Raw genomic sequence first — 20109 nt, 5'->3', positions numbered from 1 at the left:
CACTCAAAAATGGAATGACCATGTTCAAGTGCAATCTTCTTTCTCTTGCGGTGATTGCCGCACTGACCGGTGGCATCGCCGGTTGCGACAGTGAGAGCGAGTCTACCGCTATCGAGAAACCGGTAACTCCGGTTGTCGATCTGTCGGTACTGAAATACGTTGACCCCATGATAGGCACCGCCGCATCAGGCCACACCTTCCCCGGCGCCACCCGTCCGGCTGGCATGGTGCAACTCTCGCCGGATACCTTTATTGGCTCCAATACCGATCACGAGAGCGGACTCAACCCCTGGCACTCAGCCTCCGGCTACTGGGACTCTTCCAATTACCTCACGGGCGAGATCGTCGCAACCGATGTTCCGCTCTACGGCTTCTCCCATACCCATCTCTCCGGCACCGGCGCTACCGATCTGGGCGACATTCTGGTACTGCCCTACGCCGAGATGACCGACGCCCAGATAAACGCCTTTGACAAAACCAATGAGCACGCCAGCGCCGGTTATTACAAAACCAGACTGAACAAGGGGGAGATTGAAGTTGAGCTGACCACCACCAAACGGGTCGGTTTGCACCGTTACACCTTCGCCAAGGGGGCTGATCGCAATGTGAAATTCGATCTGGGCCATACCCTGCAGAACAACAACGGCCAATCGCTGAAAAACAAAATCGAAGTGGTGGATGAGTACACCCTGCGTGGCCGCAAAACCTCCACTGGCTGGTTCCAGGGACAGAACCATCAGGGCCAGAACATCTTCTTCTACGCCAAATTCAACCAACCTGTGGCCAGGGCCATGCTGGGCGAGCAGGACAAGATGCCGACCCGGGAGATGCGCCCCAACAGCGTCTATCAAGGGGATGACCTGACCGCCTACCTCAATTTTGGCCAGGGTGACCAACCGCTCGAGATCCGGGTCGGTATCTCGGCGGTGAGCTGGCAAGGAGCACAGAAGAATCTGGAAGCGGAAGCCCCCTCCTTTGATTTTGCCAAGGTGAAGTCAGACGCCGAATACGCGTGGGCCGAAAAGCTGGCAACACTCAAAACCGAAGGGGGGACGGAAACCGAGAAGACCAATTTCTACACCGCCCTCTACCACATGATGATCGCCCCTATCGAGCTCTACGATGTGGATGGCAAGTATCTTGATATGCAGGGCACCCTGCGCACCCTGCAACCAGGTGATACCCCCAACTACTCCATCTACTCGACCTGGGATACCTTCCGCGCCGTTCACCCCATGTGGACCATCATGGACCCGCCACAGGCGACTCTCTACGCCAAGGATCTGATCCGCAAATCCAACGTGGAGTTCGGCCTGCTGCCCAAGTGGGAAGGCCACGGCTCGGAAACCGGCACCATGATTGGCTACCCCTCGGCGGCCATCCTTGCCGATGCGGTGACCAAGGGGCTGATCGATGCGCAAGAGGCACTGGAAGCCTCGGTCAAATCGGCCCACTACCGGCCTGCCGATTACCCGCAGATCCATGACGACATCCTGAGTTCACTGATGGCCGGTCAGCTCAGCTATCACGAGAAAGAGCAGTGCGTCCGTTATCCCAACTGGAACTCGGTCTCCTACTCGCTGGAGTTCTCTTTCTACGACTGGACCATCGCCGAGATGGCGAAAGCCGCGGGCGACATGACAACCTATCAAGAGTTCAAGGCACGCTCCTACAACTCGCTCAAACATTGGGATCCCCAGGCCGGCAATGCCGATGGCAAAGGCTTCTTCGTACCGACCGAGCTGAAAAACGGCGACCCGTGCGCCCTGAAATACGCGCCAGCCGATTTCGACCCCTACAAGTCGGATGCCTTCTACTACACCGAGGGCAACGCCTGGCAGTGGCAGTGGTCATTTATGCAGGATCTCGACAAGCTGACCGAGATCATGGGCGGCCAGCAGGGGCTGAACGACAAGCTCGACAACCTGTTCAATGCCGACCCCAATGGGGGCGAAGCACATCAGGACATGACCGGTTACATCGGGCAGTACATTCATGGCAACGAACCCTCCCACCACGTCATCTATCTCTACAATCGCACCGCCCAGCCCTGGAAAGCGCAGGAGTACCTCGACCGGGTCTATAAGGAGTTCTACAAAACCACCCCGGATGGTCTGATCGGCAATGAAGACGTCGGCCAGATGTCGGCCTGGTACATCATGAGCGCCATGGGCTTTTATCAAATCGCCCCAGGCGACCCGACCTACACCATCGGTCGTCCCATCTTCGACAAGGTCACCATCAACCTGCCCGACGGTCAGTTCAACGTGGTGGCGCAGAACAATGGTCCGGACAACCTCTATATCAAAGAGGTCACCATCAATGGCAAGCCACTCAACCAGTACAACACCTTCGCCCACAGCGAGATCCGTCCCGGTGGTGAGCTGCGTTTTGTGATGACCAACCAGCAACCGACCCAGTAACGCTACAAGCGGCAAGCCACCCGGCTTGCCGCTTGTTCATCCCCGGAATTTGAGGAACAACAATGTTCAAACCCCACAAGCTGGCCATCATGGTGACAGCCCTGCTTGGCCTCTATGGCTGCAACACAAACGATGAGACTACTGACAATGGCCGCCCCGATAATGCCCTGCAGGTGCTGCAATATGTCGATCCGCTGATCGGCACCGATGGGCTGGGCAATGTCAATCCGGCCCCTGTCATGCCGGAAGGGATGATCCAGCCGGGCCCGGACAACTGGAATCCGGCCAACTGGAATGGCAAGGGATCCCCTTCCGACTATCACCACCATCTGGCCAAGCTTTCCGGCTTCAGCAGCACCCATATCTCGGGGGCAGGCAAGGGGGATCTCAATGATTTCGCCTTCTTGCCCTTCACCGGCAACAATACCGACCCGGTCACCATCAACAAGCCTGGCGAACTGTCGGAGGTGGGCTATTACAAAGCGGATCTGGTGGAGACCGGCATCAAGGCCGAACTCACTGCCACCCTGCGGGTCGCCTTCCACCGTTACAGCTATCCGGCGGGTGAAGATCGCAAAGTCCAGCTTGATCTGCAGCACGAGCTGCTGGAGCAGTATGGCAACCACTCCCGCAATATTTACTTCAAGCGGGTGAGCGACAACGCCATTGCCGGAGCCAGAACCAGCAACGAGTGGGGGCAGTGGCAGACGGTCTTTTTCTACGCCGAGTTTTCCGAGCCGTTTGTGGATCAGATCCTCTATGTCGATGGCAAATTGAGCAACGACGCCGAGGTGGGGTTGGCCGATTACATCGGGTATGGCGAAACCAGACCCCGGGTACGGGATGTGGTGACCCAACTCAACTTTGCCAAAGGGGAACGGCCCATCACCATGAAGATGGCCATCTCGGGCACCGGCATTGAGGGGGCCATGGCCAACCTGCGCGCCGATGAACATGGCTACCGCTTCGATCAGGTGGTGAAGGAGAACAAGCAGGCATGGGCGAAAGTGCTCAATAAGTTCACCCTGGAGGGTGGCAGCGATGCCGACAAGACGATGTTTTATACCTCGCTCTATCGCACCAACATCGCCCCCTTCGTCTATCAGGATGTGGATGGTCAATATCGCGGAATGGATGGCAAGGTGCATCAGGCCAAGCCGGGCTTTACCAACTATTCGGTCTACTCCATGTGGGACACCTTCCGCGCCGCCCACCCATTGAAGACCATCATCGAAAAAGAGCGATCCATCGACTATGTGCACGATCTGCTCAACAAATATAAAACCGGCGGCATCATGCCCAAATGGGAGCTGCACTCCGACTATACCGGCGAGATGGTCGGCTACCCGGCGGTCTCCATCATCGCCGACGTCATCGTCAAATACCCGGATGCATTCACACAGGAAGAGATAAAGCTGGCGCTGCAGGCGGCCAATGTCTCCGCCAACTTTGACCTCGCGCTGACCAAAAGCTGGGTGCCCTATCAGGATCCCTGGAACGGCGACAAGCGCTTCACCGTGATGACCCGTCACGGCCAGTATGCCGAGCAGCACGGCTATGTCCCCGCCAACGTCAAACTCAAGCCGGAAGAGGGCGGCATGGCGCAGGACAAGTACGATGAACTGGTCAACGAGTCCGTCTCGTACGGTGTCGAGAATGCCTACTATGACTGGTGTATCGCCCAGCTGGCCCGACTGGCTGGCGACAAATCTGCCGAGAACCGCTATCTGGCCCGGGCGACTACCTGGCGCGCCTATTTTGACTACAACCCGGCGCAATATGGCAAATATGGCGCGACCGGCTTTATGCGCCCCAAAAATTACGATGGCAGCTGGGTCAACAATTACCCCTCCTGCGCCATCGATGAAAACGGCAATCCCGTTACAACACCACAAAACTGTGACACCAACGACAGCAGCCGTTATGACATCTTCTGGCCCTATCGGGCCGAGCACAGGGGGCAGGACTTTACCGAAGGCAACACCTGGCAGTGGAGCTGGTTTGTTCCCCACGATATCGAGGGGCTCAAAGAGGTGATGGGGGGCGAGGAGGGATTCCGGAAGAATCTGGATGCCCTCTTCACCGCCAACTCCAACGCCGATACCTCGCAAGGGGATATGACCGGCTATATCGGCCAGTTCGTGATGGGTAACGAGCCGGATCACCATGTCCCCTACCTCTATAACTGGACCAGAGAGCCGTGGAAAACCCAGGAGTATGTGGATCAGGCGGTACGCAGCTTCTTCCACCCGGCCACCACAGGGCTGATTGGCAATGAGGATGTGGGGCAAATGTCCGCTTGGTACATCATGAGTGCGCTGGGCTTCTATCAGGTCACGCCGGGGCTCCCGGTCTACACCATAGGTCGGCCACTGTTTGACAAGGTGACCATGGATATCGATGGCGGAAAATTCACCGTGATCGCCGAAAACAATGGTCCCCAAAATATCTATGTGGAATCGGTCACCATCAATGGCAAACCGTTGGGGGAAAACCTGACGTTCAGCCACAGCGATATTCGGGCTGGTGGTGAACTGAAATTTATCATGACGGCGCAAAAACCGATCCGCTCAGATAATAAATAACCATCATGCATTATCAATATATGTTCAGGCCCAAAGCTTCCTTTGGGCCTCTTTTTTTTGTCGACTCACCAAGCACCTCAAAAAATATGAGATGTTGCATCAGATGATGCGCAGATCACAAACAGACTGCCTTGCCACAAAAATCTAGTGAATGACACTTTTTTACTCTGTCGATGAAACAGATGGCATGGGAATAATAGTGCTCGCCGGGATCAATGCCATCGAGCACCAATATTGCTCAGGGATCGCTCCGGTCTCATAAAAATAGATCATGACTGCTCACCCTCTACCCGATGGAGCCGCTCAATATGTTCAAGAAAAATATTCTGGCCATTGTCCTGACCAGCACAGTAGCCATGTTATCCGGCTGCGATTCAGATAACAGCAGCGACAATAACGACGATCAAAAGCCAACGCCAACCAATGTGTTGCAATATGTGAACCCATTCGTTGGCACTGGCTTTAACGGTCACACCTTTCCCGGCCCTGTGGTACCGGAGGGCATGGTGCAACTCTCGCCGGATACCGAGTTGATAGGCTGGCACTCCTCCTCCGGCTATCACTTTGACAAAGATACCCTGTTCGGATTTTCCCACACCCACCTCTCAGGCACCGGCATGGGGGGGCTGGGGGATATTCTGTTCCTGCCCTTTACCGAAGATAAATCCAAATACATCGAGCAAAGCGATGATTACCGCAAAGCCATCTCGGTCAAAATGGACAAAAAATCCGAGCAGGCCGAGCCTGGCTACTATGCGGTGCGCATCGCCGAGAATGGCATCAAGGCCGAGCTGACCGCCTCCGAGCGGGTGGGCTTTCACCGCTACACCTATCCGCAGGGGCAACCCCAACGGCTGAAGATCGATTTGAACTCGATCCTCAACAGCGACTGGGGATCGAGTTCGCTGCGCAACAAACTCACCGTCAGCGAAGATGGCTACACCATCACCGGCGAGCGAGATGCGACTCACTTCTCCGGCTGGGCGAAAAACCAGAAGATCTTCTTCCATGCGACCTTCGACAAGAAGATCAAAGGGGTCTACATCCTCGCTGGTGGTGTGCCGGTAGAGGGCTTGAGCGCCGAGCATAAGGCCAAATCCAAAGCGGATGTCACCGCTTACGTCGAATTTGAAGAGGGCGGCTCAGCCCAACTGAACGCCAAAGTTGCCCTATCGGCGGTCGATGCCACCGGCGCATGGAACAACTACCAGGCCGAAGGGGATGTTTCGTTTGACGAGGCCCGCGCCAACGCCCGCGACAAGTGGGCCAACGCCCTCAATTTCACCATCGAGGGGGGCAGCAAGGAGCAACACGAGATCTTCTACACCGCCCTCTACCACACCAAGATCGCCCCCATCGTCCATCAGGATGTGGATGGCAACTACCGCGGCATGGGCAAAGGGGCGCAGGCCAAGGGGGAAGGCAACTACTCCATCCACTATGGCCAGGCAAGCGAAGATCAGCCCAACTTCTCGGTCTACTCACTGTGGGACACCCAGCGAGCGCTGCACCCGCTTAAAACCATCACCGAACCCACCCGCGCCGTGCAGTATGCCAAGAACCTGCTCCAGAAGTATCTGGAGAGCGGCCTGCTGCCCAAGTGGGAGCATCTGGGGGATGAGACAGGCACCATGGTGGGCTATCCGGCGGTGGTGGTGATTGCCGACGCCATCACCAAATACCCCGATGCCTTCACTGCGCAGGAGAAAAATCTGGCGCTCACGGCCGCCATCGACTCCTCCACCTATACCAACTACCCCATGCTGGCGACCGAGTGGGACAAGGCGGTGCTGGACAAGACCCTGACCAACCACATCGATTACATCGAGAAGAACGGCTTCGCCCCGGCAGTGCAGCGGATCGACGGTCAGCCCGTCTTCGCTGACTACACCCTCGAGTCAGTCTCCTACGGTCTGGAAAACGCCTTCTATGACTGGGCCATCGCCCGGATCGCCAAGGCGGCCGGCAACCCGACGGCCGAAGCGCGCTATCTGGCCCGTTCTAACGGCTATCAGCGCTACTTCGACCACAATGCGGCCGAATACGCCCAGTACGGGGTGACCGGTTTCATGCGTCCGGTGATGATCGATGGCGCCTTCATGACGCCGTTTGATCCCTATGGCACCGAACATGAGACCGGCAACTATACCGAGGGCAACGCCTGGCAGTGGACCTGGTTTGTGCCCCATGACATCAAGGGTCTGAAAACCGCGATGGGCGGAGAAGAGGCCTTCAAGCAGAATCTGGACGCCACCTTTGCCGCCGAGAGTCAGGGGTCGGAGACCGCTGACATGACCGGGATGATGGGTCAGGTGGCCTTCGGGAATGAACCCTCCCACCATATCCCCTACCTCTACAACTGGACATCGGAACCTTGGAAAACTCAGGAGACGGTCGACTACATCCTCGACACCATGTACTCGAACACCCCGGCAGGCATCATAGGCAACGAGGATGTGGGCTCCATGTCTGCCTGGTATGTGATGTCAGCACTTGGCTTCTATCAGGTGAATGCGGCAGATCCCGTCTACACCATTGGCCGCCCGCTATTTGCCAAAGCGACCATCCCGGTCAAGGGGGGAACCTTCACCATCATCGCCGATAACAACAGCGCCAAGAACCGCTATGTCCAGTCGGTCACCATCAATGGCAAACCGCTCAAGGATGGTCTCTTCTTCGAGCACAAGGAGTTTATACCGGGGGGCAACCTCCACTTCGTGATGGGCGATACCCCGCCACAAAAGTAACGATCGATAGCATTGAGGTGACATTCAGCACGCAATCCGAAAATGTCACTTTGTGATACCCGACGGCCCACGCCAGATGGATTGATAAAATCCAATCAGCGCTGGGCCATTTTATTTTCCAGTGGGAAGCCCAGGTTCAACCATTAACCCGTTTTTCTCAAATATGCCTTAAATCGGGCAATAAACCGCAAAAAATGGCTGTAAATCCCATTACAAGGGTTTTTCTGTCATACCTTGACCGCTGTCACATCCTGCCATTAATTAAACAAAAACCGCTATTGAGTTAAAGGCCAACACTTTGCGAGCTGGATCACACCAGCAAAACCATGCAACAAAAATCCAGTTATTGCTACATTCATCGCCTGTCCAACCCTACCCTTGAGGGCAATAATGAGCCCAATTCGCAACGCATGACTTAGCCCTTACAGGGAAGGAGAGTGAGATGTTACCCACCATGACCAACGGCAGACTCATCTGCCTGGAGTTGAAGGCCACCAGCAAGGAGGCTCTGTTCGACGAGATGGCACAGATGCTGGCGCGCGATGGCGCCGTGTCTGATCAACAGCAATTCGTCAAGGATATCTGGGCCCGCGAGCAGCTGGACTGCACCGGCTTCGAGCAGGGTGTCGCCCTGCCCCACGCCAAGAGCAAGGCTGTCAGCCGTCCGGCCATAGCCATCGGTGTCAGCCGTCAGGGTATCGAGTACGGCGCCGAAGATGGCAAGCCAACTCAACTGATCTTCATGATCGCCTCCCCGGATGGCGGTGCCAACCACCACATCGAAGTGCTGGCCGAGCTCTCGACCCGTCTGCTGGAACCGGGCTTTATCGAGCAGATGAAAGCCGCCACCACCGTCGAGCAAGCCCTGACCCTGCTCAAACAGGGCCCGAAAGCGGAAAAACCGGCGCCAGCCGCCAAACCGGCAGCCACTGCCCCGGCGGCCCCCGAAGAGCGTACCTTCAAGGATCGCCTCAACACTATGAAGCAGCACCTGCTGTTTGGTACCTCCCACATGATCCCCTTCATCGTGGCAGGCGGTGTGCTGCTCTCCCTGTCGGTGATGATGAGCGGCAAGGGTGCCGTGCCGGAAGCGGGCTTCCTCAAAGACATGGCGACTATGGGTATCGCCGGTCTGACCCTGTTTACCGCCGTGCTGGGTGGCTACATCGCCTACTCGCTGGCTGACAAGCCGGGCCTGGCCCCGGGCATGATCGGCTCCTGGATTGCCGTTCAGCACTATCAAACCGGTTTCCTCGGCGCCATTCTGGTGGGCTTTATCGCAGGTTTCGTGGTCAATCAGCTCAAACGGATCAAGCTGCCTGACTCCATGACCTCGCTCGGTTCCATCTTCATCTATCCGCTGATCGGTACCTTCCTGGTGTGTGGCATCGTGATGTGGGGGATCGGTGCCCCGATCGCCGCCATGATGGAAGGGATGAACCACTGGCTCTCCAGCATGGCGGGCTCAGGTAAAGTGATGCTGGGTGCCATTCTCGGTGGTATGACCGCCTTCGATATGGGCGGCCCGGTCAACAAGGTTGCAACCCTGTTTGCCCAGACTCAGGTCAACACCCAGCCCTGGCTGATGGGCGGCGTCGGTATCGCCATCTGTGTGCCGCCGCTCGGTATGGCACTGGCGACCTTCATGTCTCCGAAGCGTTACAAGAAAGAAGAGCGTGAATCCGGTAAAGCGGCCGCCATCATGGGCATGATCGGTATCAGTGAAGGTGCTATCCCGTTCGCCGCTGCTGACCCCATGCGTGTTATCCCGGCCATCGTCGCAGGCGGCATCGTCGGCAACATCACCGGCTTCATGATGCACAGTATCAACCACGCCCCCTGGGGTGGCTGGATTGTCCTGCCGGTTGTTGAAGGCAAGATGGGCTACATCCTGGGTACCATCCTCGGCGCCCTGACCACTGCCATCATCGTCAACCTGCTGAAGAAGCCGGTGAGCGAAGAAGATGATGTAACCACCACCCAAACCAGCTTCGAAGTCATTGAAACGGAAGGGGAAGCGGACGTACTGGCCATCACTGCCTGCCCGTCTGGCGTAGCCCACACCTTCCTCGCCGCCAAGAGCCTGCAGAAGGCCGCTGCCCAGCAGGGGATCAAGATCAAGGTCGAGACCCAGGGCGCCAACGGCATCATCAACCGCATTACCGCCAAGGATGTCGCCAACGCCCGCTGCGTCATCTTCGCCCACGACGTGGCTATCAAGAACCGCGAGCGCTTCACCGATATCGAGGTCATCGACGTGAAGACCAAGGAGGCGATCCACAATCCGGAAGCACTGCTGGCCCGCACGCTGGGCAACAAGGCAAACGCCGCCTGATAGCAGTCAGACCAACCAGCACAAGGGGCCCATCGCGGGCTCCTTTTCGTTGCCTGCCGAGCAACCGCATATCATCCCACCGACCAAGCCACTGATTTAAAACATATTAACCAGTCACATCACGGATCTTGGCGAGCCGTCACAGAACGGTGACGTGTAAAAAAACAGCAATTGAAGCGCTGGTCAGATCTCATGTCAAATGGCTCCGCCTACTAAACTGGAGCATCACAAAAATGATAAAAATCAATAAATTGGTTCTGGCTGTTACCCTCACCCTCACTGCCACCCCCTTGCTGGCCGCCCATTGGGAGTGCGGCGAGCACGTACGCTTTGGTCTGCCCTCCGAATCGGATCAGAAGCTCTGCCGTGAAGGGTATGCGGTCGGCTACAACTACGACTACAAGGTGGCGGACTGGGTCTCCTACCGGATGACCGCCCAGAGCGCACAGGGCACAGTGCCGCGCAAGGATGCCTTCGCCGAGGACAGGGAGATCCCGGTCGCCTACCGCGCCACCCTCTCCGACTACAAGGGCTCGGGCTACGACCGTGGCCATCAGGCCCCGGCGGGGGACATGAAATCGAACAAGAACACCATGAAAGAGAGCTTCCTGCTGAGCAACATGACGCCGCAGATCGGGGTGCTCAACCAGAAGGCGTGGCGCGTGCTGGAGGACAAGGTGAACAAGTGGGCGGTCTCCCGCAAGGATGTGCAGGTGATCACCGGCCCCATCTTTACCGGCTCTGAAGAGTCCATCGGTCAGGGTGTGGCGATCCCGAGCGCCTACTACAAGATCGTGATGGATCCGGCCAGACTGCAGGCCATCGCCTTTATCATGCCGCAGGAAGAGGTGCCCATCAGCCAGATCGCCGACTACCGGGTCTCGGTACGTGAGGTAGAGGAGCAAACCCAGCTCAACTTCTTCAGCGATATGCCCGAAGAGCAGCAAGAGACGCTGGAAGCCCGCATCTCCCCGATGTGGAACTGACTGCGAACACTCGCCAACAGATGGATTGACACCCCATCTGTCTTGCATCGCAACAGAGGGAGGGGGAGTCACGCTCCCTCTGTCCCTTTAAGATGGCTGCTGACCCGTTGCGGCCACTTTTGCGGCCACAGGTGTGGCATCACCCGACGACCCGCCCCGACTCACAGTTTGCCACGCCGTTAACTGCTATATTGCCCTCTCTTTGGCACTAACAGACTGAATTGACGCACATTTGCCTCGTCGCATTGGCCCGCAAACCGCTGCGCCACGGCGCGATTCAGCCCGACAGAGGACCTTTTGATGAAACAGACCCTTCTTGCCCTCACCCTCGGCGGCCTGCTGGCGCTCTCGCCCCTCGCCCTGCAAGCGGCCGAGAGCTCGATGCAAATGGAGCACGACCTCAATACCCTGGTCAGCAAGCGCCAGGCGGTGGACATGCTGCTCGGCGAAGCGCTGCAGATCTACAAGTCGCCAGCCAAGATCTCCCACGCCGGTTTTACCGCCAAGATGCCGAGCAATATGGAGCTGGTGACCGAGCGGCTGCTGGCCGCCTACCAGCTTGAGCCCTACCGCACCGACCTGCTCATCTCGGCGGCCAACGCCCAGATCTACAACGGCAACCTGAGCCGCGCCATCACCTTGCTGGAGCAGGCGCAGGCCGTCGCCCCCGATGATCTCGACATCAACAGCTATCTCGCCCTCTGGCAGCTGGTGAAGGGTAACAAGGAGGCTTCCCGCAGCTATCTGGCGAAAGTGGCGGATCGCAACAGTGGCCGCGCCGCCGATCTGGAAGAGATCATCGCCCGGGTGCAGCGGATCACCGCCGCCCCGCTGCAAACCGAACTGACCGAGGATCAGGTGAAGGCCAGCAGGGAGGGCAAACGCGCCATCGTCACCCTGGGCTACGCTCTCAATCCCGACGGCAGCATGGACAAGATCCTGCTGGGCCGGCTGCAAACCACCCTTAAGCTGGCCAAGGCCGACCCGGAGGCGTTGATCATCCTGACCGGCGGCGTGCCCCAGAACCGCCAGACCGAGGGCAAGCTGATGGCCGACTGGCTGGCCAACCACGGCATCGACCGCAGCCGCCTGATTGAAGAGAACTACGCCACCAGCACGGTAGATAACGCCCTCTACAGCGCCTATGCCCTCGCCCGCCACCAGATTGACTATGCGGTGCTGGTAAGCTCCGCCAGCCATGTACGCCGTGGTCAGACGGTGCTGGAAATCGCCTGCGACCAGATTGGCCCGGCCAACATCAAGGTAGCGAGCGTCAGCTACCCCGACAAACCCCTCGAGGAACTGGCCACACCGAGCGAGAGCGAGCTGCTCGGCATCTACCGCGACGCCCTGCGCACCTACGGTATGTGGAGCTACCGCTCCGCCCCGCTGATTGAGCGTTGATCGACCATCAACACGAAAAAGAGAGGGAGGCGTGATGCCTCCCTCTCTTTTTATTGACCGATGATTGGCCAAGCCGCGCCCGTTAGCTGACGATAAAGCCCTGTGAGGGGGCCGCTTTGGGATCGTCACCGAAGCGGTTTGGCCCCTGCTGACCGTTGCAAACCATAAAGTAGATAAGCACCAGGGTGCCGATAATTGGGATGAGCCCGAGCAGCAGCCACCAAGCGCTGCGGTCGGTGTCGTGCAGGCGACGGGCCGCCACCGCCAGCGATGGCAGCAGCACCGCCAGCGAATAGATGGAGCTGATCAGCTCATTGTCGCCGCCGATCAGCTTGTCCACCATGCCGAGCAGCAGCATGACGATGACGTTGCACAGCACGAACATCCAGTATTCGGTGCGACGGGCCCGCCCGCTGAATACCGCATATTGCTTGAGGACCGAGATGTACCAGTTCATTACGCCTCCAGAGTGGCCTTTATGCCTATGAATAAAAAAGAGAGTCGATAAAACAAGTAGTTAAGAGCTTAGCGCGATCATCCCCCCGAGTCGACAATGATGCCCGAACGTCTCCCAAACTAATCAGCTGCGGCAATCATTGACCGACCGAGCCGGAAGATAATTTGCCCTGCGACAGGGCAAATCCCCCCCATCAGCGCATCACTCTCGTCACAAGCAGGAAAATGGTGCTTAATAATCCATTAGCAATCGTATGGACTCAGCGTGAGGATAGCGGTAGATTCGGCGCCCAATCCTGAACAGGATCTGTGTCTCCCTCCCATAATGAATCCACTTATTCATTACTTCTCCTAACACAGGGATAGCCATGAGTATTACACGCAGAGATTTTCTCAACGGCGTTGCCATCACCATTGCGGCAGGCGTCGCCCCCATCAATCTGCTCAAGGCTGCCGAAGGCGGCAGCACGCTGGCGGATAAAACCCTGGCCTACCCGCCCGCCCTCACCGGCCTGCGCGGTAACCACCCGGGCTCCTTCGAACCGGCCCACAGCATCGCCCGTGACGGCAAGCAGTATGACTTTGCCAATATTCCCCTTGAGGGGGAGTACGATCTGGTGATCGTCGGCGCCGGGATCAGCGGCCTGGCCGCCGCCTGCTTCTATCAGCAACTGCTCGGCGCGGATAAGAAGATCCTGCTACTCGACAACCACGACGACTTTGGCGGCCACGCCAAGCGCAACGAGTTCACCACCCCCGATGGCCTGCGTCTGGGTTACGGCGGCAGTGAATCCCTGCAATCACCGCGTTCGGTCTACAGTCCGGTGGCGCTGGGTCTGCTCAAAGCGCTGGAGGTCAACATCGACGAGCTGGCCGCCGGTTTCCAGCAGACCTTCTATCCGGATCTGGGGCTCAGCCGTGGCGTCTATTTCGACGAGAAACACTTTGGCGTCAACAAGATAGTGAACGGGGATCCGGGCCACAACGTAGCGGATGACATCCCCCGCGATCGCCTGAACGGTCGTCCGCTGGCAGAGTTTATCGGTGACTTCCCCCTCGATGATGCCGACAAGGCCGCCCTGTTAGCCCTGCACGAATCGAAGATAGACTACCTGAGCGGCATGACCCGCGAGCAGCAGGACGAGTGGGTAACCCGCAACAGCTACACCACCTTCCTGCGCGATAAAGTGGGCCTGAGCGAACGGGCGATCACTTACTTCCAGCAGCGCACCAACGATTTCCAGGCGGTCGGCATCGACGCCACCGCCTGCGCCGATGCGCGTCTGTGCGCCTTGCCGGGGTTCGACGGCCTCAATCTGACGCCGCTTGATGCCGAGGAGCAGGCGGAGCTGGACGATCCCTACATCTTCCACTTCCCCGATGGCAACGCCGGTCTCACCCGCCTGATGGTACGCAAGCTCATTCCGCAAGTGGCGCCGGGTCACACCATGCAGGATGTGGTGCTGGCCAAGTTTGACTACAGCAAACTCGACCTGCCTGAGCACAAGGTACAACTGCGCCTTGGCAGCACGGCGTTGCAGGCCAAAAACGTGCGCCTCGCCGACGGCAAGCTGGCAGTGGACATCACCTACATCAAGGAGGGGAAACTGCACCGGGTGCGGGCCAAGCAGTCGATCATGGCTGGCTACAACATGATGATCCCCTACATGGTGCCCGAGATGCCGGAGCCCCAGAAGGAGGCGCTGCGCCAGAATGCCAAGGCACCGCTGGTCTACACCAAGGTGGTGATCAAAAACTGGCAAGCCTTCGTCAAGCTGGGGGTACACGAGGTCTACTCCCCCGCCGCCCCCTACAGCCGGGTCAAGCTCGACTATCCGGTCAGCATGGGTGGCTACGAGCATCCCAAGAGCCCGGATCAACCGATGTGCCTGCACATGGTCTATGTGCCGACCCTGCCGGGCAGCGGTCTGTCGGCCCGCGAACAGTCCCGCAAGGGGCGCGCCATGATCCTCGGCATGCCGTTCGAGCAGCATGAACAGATGATCCGCGAGCAGTTGCAGGGGATGCTCGGCAGCGCCGGTTTCAACCATGAGCAGGATATCCTCGCCATCACGGTCAACCGCTGGTCTCACGGTTACTCCTATGTCACCAACACCCTGTTTGATGACGAAGCGCAGTGCGAAAAATGGATTGAACTGGGTCGCCAGCCGATCGGTAACATCACCATCGCCAACTCGGATGCAGGCTGGAGCCCCTACGCCCACGCCGCCATCGACGAAGCGTGGCGCGCCGTCAACGAGCTGGTAGCCATGAGCAAGGGAGGTGCCCAATGAGCCGCGCCCTGTCACTGACCGCCAGCGCCCTGCTGCTGGCCCTGCCCGCCCTTGCCGCCAACGCAGCACCCGCCATGTCTGCGGGGGAATACGTGGCCAAGCTCGGCGATTGCGCCGCCTGTCACACCAGCGAAACCAGCAAGCCGCTGGCGGGCGGCAAAGGGTTCCCGACCCCCATCGGCACCGTATTTGCCACCAACATCACCCCCGACAAGACCCACGGTATCGGCAACTACAGCCTGCCGGAGTTCATCAAGGTGATGCGCGAAGGGGTGGCCCGCGATGGCCATCGCCTCTATCCGGCCATGCCCTACACCGCCTACGCCAAGATGAGCGATAAGGATCTCGAAGATCTCTATCACTATCTGATGAAGGAGGTACAGCCGCTGGCCATCGCCAACAAGGAGAGCGACATCCCCTGGCCCCTCAACATGCGCTGGCCGCTGATGGGCTGGAACTGGGTCTACCACGATGACAGCCGCTTCACCCCGGTGGCGGGCAAGAGCGAAGAGTGGAACCGCGGCGCCTATCTGGTGCAGGGTGCCGGCCACTGCGGCAGCTGCCACACTCCGCGCGGGCTTGGCATGCAGGAGAAAGCGCTGACCGAGGCGGATCCCGTCTACCTGAGCGGTGCTGCGCTGGATGGCTGGTATGCCCCCGACATTCGCGGCAGCCGTTACAGCAAGCAGGCGCTGATCGACCTGCTGAAAACCGGCCGCAGCCAGCATGAAGCGGTCGCGGGCCCCATGGGGGAAGTGATCACTCACAGCAGCCAGTATTTCAGCGACGCCGATCTGGCCAGCATCGCCACCTATCTGACCGATCTGAAAGATGAACCGGTGGCGGAGAAAGGGGCCCGCGCCTACGCCAGTGCCAGCGGCAAGGCGGACTACGCCATGTACTGCTCCACCTGTCACGGGGTCAACGGCCAGGGCAATGACCACGTCATCCCCTCGCTGGTCAACAACCGCACCGTGCTGGCGAGCGATCCGTCGAGCCTGATCAATGTGCTGCTGCACGGCGCCGAAACACCGGTCACCCACGGCCATCTGGGTTACCACATGCCGGGCTATGGCTGGACCATGGATGACGAGCGGCTCGCCGAGCTGGTCAACACCCTGCGCGCCTCCTGGGGCAATGAAGGCATCGCCGTCAAGGCGGCGGCGGTCAAGGCCCAGCGCGAGCTGCACGGCAAGGAGTAAGGGCTGTCAGCTCTCTCTTGGCCAAGTGCCATAAAAAACGGGCCTCCACTGGAGGCCCGTTTGCTATTGATGAACCAGGTTCCGGTGCTTATCCCTTGCGGGATTTGGGCCCCGGCAGCGGCGCCGTTGGCTGGCGGTAATCGCCATAGGGGAAGATATTGCGAAACCGCTGGGCCACCGGCTCGGGGATGGATCGGGAGAAGATCAGCTTGACGCCATCGCCATCACGCTGCCCCACAATGCGACCGCGCACCGTGTCGTGGCGCAGGATCTGCTTGGCATGCTCAATAAAGGCGGGTGACACCTTGCCCTGCTTGACCACCACCTTGCCGGGGGCAAGGCGGATTTCGAACAGGGCACCACGCCCCAGCTTCATCAACCACCAGATCAGGGCTATCGCCACTATCAAGGAAATCCAGGCCATCTTCATCCCTCCCAAGCTCTTGATATAAGGCAGTATAAGCGGCCGTGCGCTCCGATTGTTTGGCGTCGATCACAGCCCCCGCGTCAGCGCAATAGCGCCTCTTTGCTCAGCAATCCTTGCCCCAGCCCACCAGCGTCTCGCGATAGAGGGCAAGCAGCGCCTCATCGCGCACCGCCACCCCGACCTGCTGCGGGCGATAGGCTGCCCAGTCATCGTGGGAGTGGCGTTTGCCATCGAACTTTTGCAGGGTGTGGCCGATGGCCGGGCCGCTGGTGATCACCCGTACCGGCCCTTCGCGCAGGGTAAAGATGGTCGGATCAATCACATAGGCGATGGCGGACGGATCGTGGACATGGCAACCGGAGAGCCCCAGCTTCTCGGAGTAGAAGCGCAGATAGAAGCGGCTCACATCCCACAGGAAGCGGCCCGGCTCTCCCGCCTTATCCCTGAGTTCATCCAGATAGGCGCTGCTGAAGAAGCTCTGCTGGGTCACATCCAGCCCTATGATCACCACCGGCCAGTCTGCGGTAAAAACCCGGTCGGCGGCATCGGGATCGTCGTGGATATTGGCCTCGGCATAGGGGGTGACGTTGCCGCGATGGCCGTTGACGCCAAAGGCGCCGCCCATCACTACCACCTGTTTCACCAGAGAGACAATCTCGGGCGCCTGTTGTAGCGCCAGCGCCAGATTGGTGAGCGGGCCGATAGTGACCAGGGTGATCTCCCCCGGCGCGGCTTTCACCGCCTCGACAATATATTGCCAAGCGGGGCGAGGATCCGGAGCGATAGTCACCTCCCCCGCCTCCATGTCGCCAAAGCCGCTCGGGCCGTGGACTATGGTGGTAGGGCCAACCGGCTCGCGCAGCAGCGGGGAAGCCGCGCCTTTGGCCACATCCGCCTTCATGCCGTACTTCTGCTTGAGCCAGAGGGCGTTGCGGGTGCCATTGTCGATGGTGGCGTTACCAAAAACAGTGGTAATGGCGAGCAGCTCGATGGCGGGGTGGGCCTCGGCAAACAGGATGGCCATGGCATCGTCGATACCCGGGTCGGTATCCAGAATGATTTTATGGGTCATGAGAAATTCCTACGGTGACAAACCCTGCGACAAAAGTGAGAGTCTACCCGGCTGACGCCCCCATATCCCGGCATGGGATCACAGACCGGGCCTTTGCTCCCGGCAGCGGTGGCGCTGCTGGCGACAATTAGCATAAAAAAACGCGGCCCTGTTACCAGCGCCGCGCCCTTTATCGTTGTTCGTTATCTGCTATCTGGCAGTGATCTGCCTGACTACGACCCTCAGTGCTTGCGATGCCAGCGCGGTGAGGTCGCCTTCTCCCCCCAGGGAGTGACGCAGGGGAGCAGTGCCCCTTCAATCACCATCTCGCTGCCTGCCAGCGCCTCGGCGATCTTCTGGTGCAGCACCCGCAGTACCTTGCCCTCGTGCTCGGCCAGAGAGTGGCCCGCAGCAAAGAATTCCGGCTGATATTGCAGTGCCAGCTTCTGGGCGAATTCGTAGGTGTTGAAGCAATCCGGCATCCGCTCAACCACATCTTCAAGCCGAGCCAACAAGCTGTTCAGTTCCCTGGTCATAGTGCTCTCTCCGTGTAGGTTAATAGCCAAAAACTACCCCTTATTGGATAAGCCACCAACGAGCAAACTACAAAAGTGTGGGGAGACACACAGTTCTCTCTTGCGTCCGGCTCGTGGTGAACAGCAGACAGCTTGCCAGCTTTACATTCCGGTAACAAACAGCTAGATTTAGACCGACTAATCAGTCGGTCATTTTTCATGCGGAGAACAACATGGGTGCGGCGCAGCTTCAACACACTCCTGAGGATATCCTCGCCATCAAATTGTCCCTGCCGGAGCAGCTGGCACGGCTCAAGCGGGCGAGTCTGGCTCATCCCATGCCTACCCTGGCCGAGCGCCGGGCGCAGCTGAGCAAACTCAAGCAGGCGTTGCTCGCCCACAAGGGGCCGCTGTGCAAGGCGCTGGGGGCAGATTATGGCCAGCGCAGCCACTACGACAGCCTGATCGCCGATGTGCTGCCCTGCATCATGCAGATCAACTACACCCAGAAGCGGCTCAAACGCTGGATGCAGCCCCACCGCCGTCACACCGGCCTGCTGCTGGCCCCCGCCAAAGTAGAGGTGCACTTCCAGCCGCTCGGGGTGGTCGGCATTATCGTGCCGTGGAACTTTCCGGTGATGCTGAGCCTTGGCCCCCTCATCACCGCCATCGCGGCGGGCAACCGAGCGATGCTGAAACTCTCCGAGTTCACCCCTCATACCAACGCCGTGCTGCGCACCATGCTCACCAGCGTGTTTGACGAAAACGAGATCGCCATCATCGAAGGGGATGCCCAGATGGCGGCGGCATTCAGCTCGCTGCCGTTCGATCACCTGCTCTTTACCGGCTCCACCATGGTGGGCAAGCTGGTGATGGCTGCCGCCGCGCCCCAGCTCACCCCCCTCACCCTTGAGCTGGGCGGCAAGAGCCCCTGTCTTATCGCTCCCGACATGCCGGTCGCCACCGCGGTCGAGCGGATGATCTTCGGCAAGAGCCTCAACGCCGGGCAGATCTGCGTCGCCCCCGACTATGTGCTGCTGCCCCGCAGCGAGGTGGATAACTTTATCGCCGCCTATCGCCGCCATTTCAGCAAGCTCTACCCGCAGGGGCTCAATAGTGCTGACTACGGCGCCATCATCAACGACCGCCAGTATCAACGTCTCGTCAGCTGGCTCGATGAAGCCGAGCAGGCGGGTGCCCAGCTCCACCCCTGTGGCAGCCCGGCCCGCGATGACCAGCGTCGCTTGCTGGTGCCCCACCTGCTGACCGGGGTGCCGGGTCAGTGTCAGGTGATGCAGCAGGAGATCTTTGGGCCGCTGCTGCCGCTCATTCCCTACGACACCCTGGAGGAGGCGCTCGCCTATGTGGCTGAGCGGCCCCGCCCGCTGGCCCTCTATCTGATGAGCTTCGACCCCGAGTTGCAGGCGCGAGTGACCCGGGAGACCCACTCCGGCGGCATGGCGATCAACGAGAGCCTGTTTCAGGTGGCTGCCGACGATGTGCCGTTTGGCGGCATCGGCGCCTCCGGCATGGGCCACTATCACGGCCACGAGGGGTTCCTCACCTTCTCCAAGGCAAAAACCGTGCTGACCCGCGGCAAGTTCACCACCGGCTCCCTGATCCATCCGCCCTACAACAGCTGGATCCAGAAGCTGATGATGGCTTTCTTCCTGCGTTGACGGAG

The 20109-nt window shown here is 59.1% G+C and carries 13 protein-coding genes; 9 read left to right on the top strand and 4 right to left on the bottom strand.

Features of this window, described 5'->3' with window-relative positions:
• The first annotated feature begins 20 nt into the window (after positions 1-20).
• From OKB77_RS13280 to OKB77_RS13255, 6 genes are all read left to right on the top strand, one after another.
• Positions 21-2423, top strand: coding sequence for a GH92 family glycosyl hydrolase (locus OKB77_RS13280; protein ID WP_247823077.1), 2403 nt, complete (start codon positions 21-23; stop codon positions 2421-2423).
• A gap of 62 nt (positions 2424-2485) precedes the next feature.
• A complete protein-coding gene (locus OKB77_RS13275) occupies positions 2486-5008 on the top strand; it encodes a GH92 family glycosyl hydrolase (protein ID WP_247823078.1) in 2523 nt (840 codons plus the stop codon).
• A gap of 308 nt (positions 5009-5316) precedes the next feature.
• Entirely contained in the window at positions 5317-7755 is a 2439-nt protein-coding gene (locus OKB77_RS13270) for a GH92 family glycosyl hydrolase (RefSeq protein ID WP_270817819.1), read from the top strand.
• Between the two features lie 442 nt (positions 7756-8197).
• On the top strand, positions 8198-10090 hold the full coding sequence (locus OKB77_RS13265) for a PTS fructose transporter subunit EIIC (protein ID WP_270817817.1): 1893 nt from the start codon (positions 8198-8200) through the stop codon (positions 10088-10090).
• Between the two features lie 233 nt (positions 10091-10323).
• Positions 10324-11076, top strand: a complete 753-nt coding sequence (locus OKB77_RS13260; protein WP_047439217.1) for a DNA/RNA non-specific endonuclease — start codon at positions 10324-10326, stop codon at positions 11074-11076.
• Between the two features lie 300 nt (positions 11077-11376).
• The gene (locus tag OKB77_RS13255; RefSeq protein ID WP_270817816.1) at positions 11377-12480 is read left to right on the top strand and encodes an ElyC/SanA/YdcF family protein; all 1104 of its coding nucleotides are present in this window, start codon (positions 11377-11379) and stop codon (positions 12478-12480) included.
• An 82-nt stretch (positions 12481-12562) separates the two neighbouring features.
• Here the strand turns inward: OKB77_RS13255 and OKB77_RS13250 are convergent, their stop codons facing one another.
• A complete protein-coding gene (locus OKB77_RS13250; protein WP_005337730.1) occupies positions 12563-12937 on the bottom strand; it encodes a DUF805 domain-containing protein in 375 nt (124 codons plus the stop codon).
• Positions 12938-13304: 367 nt separating this feature from the next.
• On the opposite strand from OKB77_RS13250, the gene OKB77_RS13245 reads away from it, so the two are divergent.
• On the top strand, positions 13305-15230 hold the full coding sequence (locus OKB77_RS13245) for an NAD(P)-binding protein (protein ID WP_159143978.1): 1926 nt from the start codon (positions 13305-13307) through the stop codon (positions 15228-15230).
• The gene (locus OKB77_RS13240) at positions 15227-16432 is read left to right on the top strand and encodes a c-type cytochrome (RefSeq protein ID WP_100645537.1); all 1206 of its coding nucleotides are present in this window, start codon (positions 15227-15229) and stop codon (positions 16430-16432) included. The genes OKB77_RS13245 and OKB77_RS13240 overlap by 4 nt, the downstream gene beginning before the upstream one ends.
• An 88-nt stretch (positions 16433-16520) precedes the next feature.
• Here the strand turns inward: OKB77_RS13240 and OKB77_RS13235 are convergent, their stop codons facing one another.
• The 3 genes from OKB77_RS13235 to OKB77_RS13225 form a co-directional block, all read right to left on the bottom strand.
• On the bottom strand, positions 16521-16856 hold the full coding sequence (locus OKB77_RS13235; protein WP_005353195.1) for a DUF3634 family protein: 336 nt from the start codon (positions 16854-16856) through the stop codon (positions 16521-16523).
• Positions 16857-16962: 106 nt separating this feature from the next.
• Entirely contained in the window at positions 16963-17931 is a 969-nt protein-coding gene (locus OKB77_RS13230) for a nucleoside hydrolase (RefSeq protein WP_270817812.1), read from the bottom strand.
• A gap of 221 nt (positions 17932-18152) precedes the next feature.
• Positions 18153-18446: a hypothetical protein gene (locus OKB77_RS13225; RefSeq protein WP_005353197.1), complete on the bottom strand. Its 294-nt coding sequence runs from the start codon at positions 18444-18446 to the stop codon at positions 18153-18155.
• 212 nt (positions 18447-18658) lie between these two features.
• Between OKB77_RS13225 and OKB77_RS13220 the strand changes: the two genes are divergently transcribed.
• A complete protein-coding gene (locus tag OKB77_RS13220; protein ID WP_270817811.1) occupies positions 18659-20104 on the top strand; it encodes a coniferyl aldehyde dehydrogenase in 1446 nt (481 codons plus the stop codon).
• Positions 20105-20109 lie beyond the last annotated feature (5 nt).

Origin of the sequence: Aeromonas sp. Y318-3, assembly GCF_027706185.1 — a bacterium.
GTDB classification, from domain to species: domain Bacteria; phylum Pseudomonadota; class Gammaproteobacteria; order Enterobacterales; family Aeromonadaceae; genus Aeromonas; species Aeromonas veronii.
The sequence above is the reverse complement of the archived record's forward strand: the minus strand, read 5'-3'. Positions and strand labels throughout refer to the sequence as shown.